The sequence below is a fragment of the Aquabacterium sp. genome, assembly GCF_035476535.1.
Taxonomy (GTDB): Bacteria; Pseudomonadota; Gammaproteobacteria; order Burkholderiales; family Burkholderiaceae_C; genus Pseudaquabacterium.
This window is the reverse complement of sequence record NZ_DATILJ010000238.1, coordinates 1-3,631: the sequence shown is the minus strand read 5'-3', so window position 1 is coordinate 3,631 and position 3,631 is coordinate 1. Positions and strand designations below refer to the sequence as shown.

Genomic DNA, 3,631 nt, shown 5'->3' with positions numbered 1-3,631 from the left:
CGTCGACAACAGTGCCGATGCATACGCACCGATACCGAAGAACACGCCCTGGGCCAGCGACAACATGCCGGTGTAGCCCAGGATCAGGTTCAGGCCATGCGCCGGCAGCAGGAAGATCATCGCGATGATCAGCGCATGCAGCGTGTAGCCGTCCAGCACCAAAGGGGCCAGCAACAGCGCTGCCAGCGAGGTGCCTGCCAGGCCCCAGCGCACGGCGGGCAGTCGGGGGCTCGGTGCGTGGGGGGTGTCGAGGGTGATGGCCACGATCAGAACCTCGCTTTTTGGCTGAACAGGCCGTGCGGACGCAGCATCAGCATCAACAACAGCGCAATGAAACCGACGGAGTCGCGGTACTGCAGGCCGATCAGGCCAGAGACTAAAGCCTCGACAACACCCAGCAGGAGGCCTGCGTACAGCGTGCCGCGCACGTTGCCCATGCCGCCCATCACGATGACGGCAAAGGTCTTTAGCGTGATCGCTTCGCCCATGCCGCCGTAGACGCTGACGTTCACCGGCGCCGTTAGCACGCCGGACAGTGCGGCCAGCGCGGTGCCGAGCAGGAAGGTGCGGCGCACGACGGATTCGACGTCGATGCCGTTGACCTGGCAGCACTCGATGTTCTGCGACACCGCACGGATCGATTTGCCCATGCGTGTCTTGCGCACCATCCATTCGAGTCCGGCAAAGATGACCACCGCCGATACCACCAGCACGATGCGTTGCTGCGCCATGCCGAAGCCCAGGATCTCGATCGGCTCGATCCAGCCGCCTTCGAAGACCTTGTAGCCGCCGCCGAAGGCCAGGATCACGGCGTTCTGCAGGATCAGCGAGACACCGATCGTCGCCAGCACGCCGGCCTGGAACGGTGCGCCGACCAGCCGTTGCATCACCAGGCGGCCGATCGTCGCGGCGATCAGCGCCGCGATCGCGACACCGAGCACGATGGAAACGGCGTAGTGGACCTCGAGCTTGGAGATCGCATACCAGGCCGCGAAGGTGCCCAGCATGTAGTACTCACCATGGGCGAAGTTGATGGCGCGCAGCACGCCGAAAATCATCGTCATGCCCGCCGCGATCAACGCGTAAGTCGAGCCGGTGATGATGCCGTTGACGATCTGCTCGAAGATGAAGTTGCCCATCGCCTTGGCCGCGTGCTTGCGTCGTTCGTTGTGTTTCGTGTCGCGTTGTGTGGTGCGTCGCGTGGTGCCTTGCGTGCAGCCTTACTTCGGGTAGTCGATCTTGACCGCGATGGCGCTCTTGATCGCGGGTTTGCCGTCCGCGACCTCCAGCAGCACCATCGGCAGCACGGCCTGGTTGTGGTCGTCGAAGGTCACGGCGCCCATCGCGCTGTCGTACTTGATCTTCGCCAGCGCGTTGCGGATGTCGTCGTTCTTCAGGCTGTTGGCTGCCCTGATGGCTGCTGCCACCAGGTGCGTGGTTTCCCAATGCGTGTAAGCGTGGTTGTTGGGCAGTTCACCGCCGTAGGCCGCCTTGTAGTCGGCGACGAACTTCTGGCTGCGCGCACTGGTCCATTCGGGCAGCCAGGCGGCTGCCTCGATGGCGCCGTTCAGCACTGTCGGTGCGGCGGCGATGGTCTTGGCGGTGTTGAATTCGGCGTTGCCGACCAGCACGATCTTGCCGGCCAGGCCCATCTCCAGCATCTGGCGCGCGACGATGGGCGTGGTATCGGCCTGGCCATACATGAGAACAGCCTGCGCGCCCGAATTCTTGATCTTGCTGAGCACCGGGCGGAAGTCGGTCTCCGATTCCTTGTAGTAGTCCTCGCTGAGGATCTTGGCGTCGGGGTAGCGCGGCAGGTACTTCTTCGTGAAGCTGATCGCGCCACGGCCATAGTCGCTGTCGACCGACAGCACGGCGAAGCTCTTCAGGTTGCGGTTCTTCACCGCATGCTCCAGCACGATGGCGGCGCGGCCCTCGTCGGTGGGGTAGTTGCGGAAGGTCCACTTGAATCCGCCAACGCCGGCCTTGTAGGTGATGGCCGGATTCGACGAGGCGGCATTGACCAGCAGCACCGAGGCTTCTTCGGCCAGCGGCTGCATCGCCAGCGTCACCGAGCTGCAGATATCACCGATGATGATCGGCAGCTTGTCGAAGGTGATCATGCGCTTGGTGGCCGACACCCCTTCGGCCGGCACACACTGGCTGTCGCCGCTGACCAGTTCGATCTTCTTGCCCATCACGCCGCCGCCGGCGTTGATCTCCTTGGCCGCCAGGTTCGCACCCTTGTTCGCAAAAGCGCCGTAGCGGGCATTGGCCCCGCTCAGCGGGCTGACGAGACCGATCTTGTAGACGTCCTGCGCCGAAGCGATGCCGGCTGCCAGCGCAGCCGCGCAGAACACGGTCAGTCCGAGGATCTTGGGGTGTGTCATTTCCGCTCCGGGTGTCTGGGGGTGTCTGAAAAGGGGGGATGAAGTGATGATAGGAAGCGCGTCGAAAGCAGACCAATACGGAATGGCGCTTCTGGCATAAGCGAGCTTGATACCGGGTTTGCCCTGAGCTTCATCGAAGGTCGGGCGAGAGCCTGGCCACGGCAGCGGCCAGCCGCCGGCAAGCCTCTTCGATGAGCTCGATGCCGGTGGCGATCGACACCCGGAAGTAGGGCGACAGCCCATACGAGGTACCGCCAATCACCGCGACGCCGGCGGTGTCCAGGAAGTACAGCGCCACGTCGAGGTCGGTGGCCAGGCGCTGGCCTTGCTCGGTGCGCTGGCCGATCAGGCCGGCGCAGTTGACCCACACATAAAACGCCCCTGCCGGCGTGCTGCAGCGCAGCCCGGGAATGGCGTTGAAACGCTGCATCGCGACATCCCGGCGCGACTGGTAGGTGGCCACCCAGCCGGCCAGGAACGTGGGTTCGCTGCGCAGCGCTGCCAGTGCCGCCGCCTGGCTGACCGAGCAGGCACCGCTGGTGGACTGCGACTGCAGCATGTCCATCGCCGCGATCAGCTCGCTGGGGCCGGCCGCGTAGCCGATGCGCCAGCCCGTCATCGCATAGGTCTTGGAGACGCCGTTGACGACCAGCGTGCGCTCGCGCAGCGCCGGTTCGATCGCCACGATGTGCGGATTGTCGGCTGCTTCGAAACGGATGTGCTCGTAGATGTCGTCGGTCAGCAGCATCACGTGAGGGTGGCGCAACAGCACGTCGGCCAGGCCGCGCAGCTGTTCCCGGCTGTAGGCGGCGCCGGTGGGGTTGCTCGGCGAGTTGAGGATCAGCCAGCGTGTTGCCGGCGTGATGGCCGCCTCCAGCGCCTGGGGCGTCAGCAGGAAGCCGTCGCTCTCCGGGCAGGGCACGATCACCGGTGTGCCGTCGCAGGCCAGCACCATGTCGGGGTAGGACACCCAGTACGGCGCCGGAATGATCACCTCGTCACCGGGTTCGACGCTGACCGACAGCGCATTGAAGATGGCGTGCTTGGCACCAACTGTGACGATGATGTCGCGCGGCTCGTAGTGCAGCCGGTTTTCGCGCTCGAACTTGGCCGCGACCGCCTGGCGCAAAGCCAGCGTGCCGGCGGTCTGCGTGTAGCGCGTCTGGCCGCCCTCGATGGCCTCGATGGCGGCGCGCCGGATGGGCTCGGGCGTGTCGAAATCCGGCTCGCCGATGAGCAGG

The 3,631-nt window shown here is 65.0% G+C and carries 4 protein-coding genes; all 4 read right to left on the bottom strand.

The genetic code is table 11. From position 1 onward, the window contains the following. Positions 1 to 264, bottom strand: a 264-nt coding sequence (locus tag VLK61_RS23535; RefSeq protein WP_414636849.1) for an ABC transporter permease subunit, incomplete at its 3' end; no start/stop codon positions are given. Positions 265 to 266: 2 nt separating this feature from the next. Further along, positions 267 to 1,139: a branched-chain amino acid ABC transporter permease gene (locus VLK61_RS23530; RefSeq protein WP_325424531.1), complete on the bottom strand. Its 873-nt coding sequence runs from the start codon at positions 1,137 to 1,139 to the stop codon at positions 267 to 269. An 81-nt stretch (positions 1,140 to 1,220) separates the two neighbouring features. Beyond that, the gene (locus VLK61_RS23525; protein ID WP_325424529.1) at positions 1,221 to 2,390 is read right to left on the bottom strand and encodes an ABC transporter substrate-binding protein; all 1,170 of its coding nucleotides are present in this window, start codon (positions 2,388 to 2,390) and stop codon (positions 1,221 to 1,223) included. Between the two features lie 130 nt (positions 2,391 to 2,520). After that, positions 2,521 to 3,631, bottom strand: a 1,111-nt coding sequence (locus VLK61_RS23520) for an aminotransferase class I/II-fold pyridoxal phosphate-dependent enzyme (RefSeq protein WP_325424527.1), incomplete at its 5' end; no start/stop codon positions are given.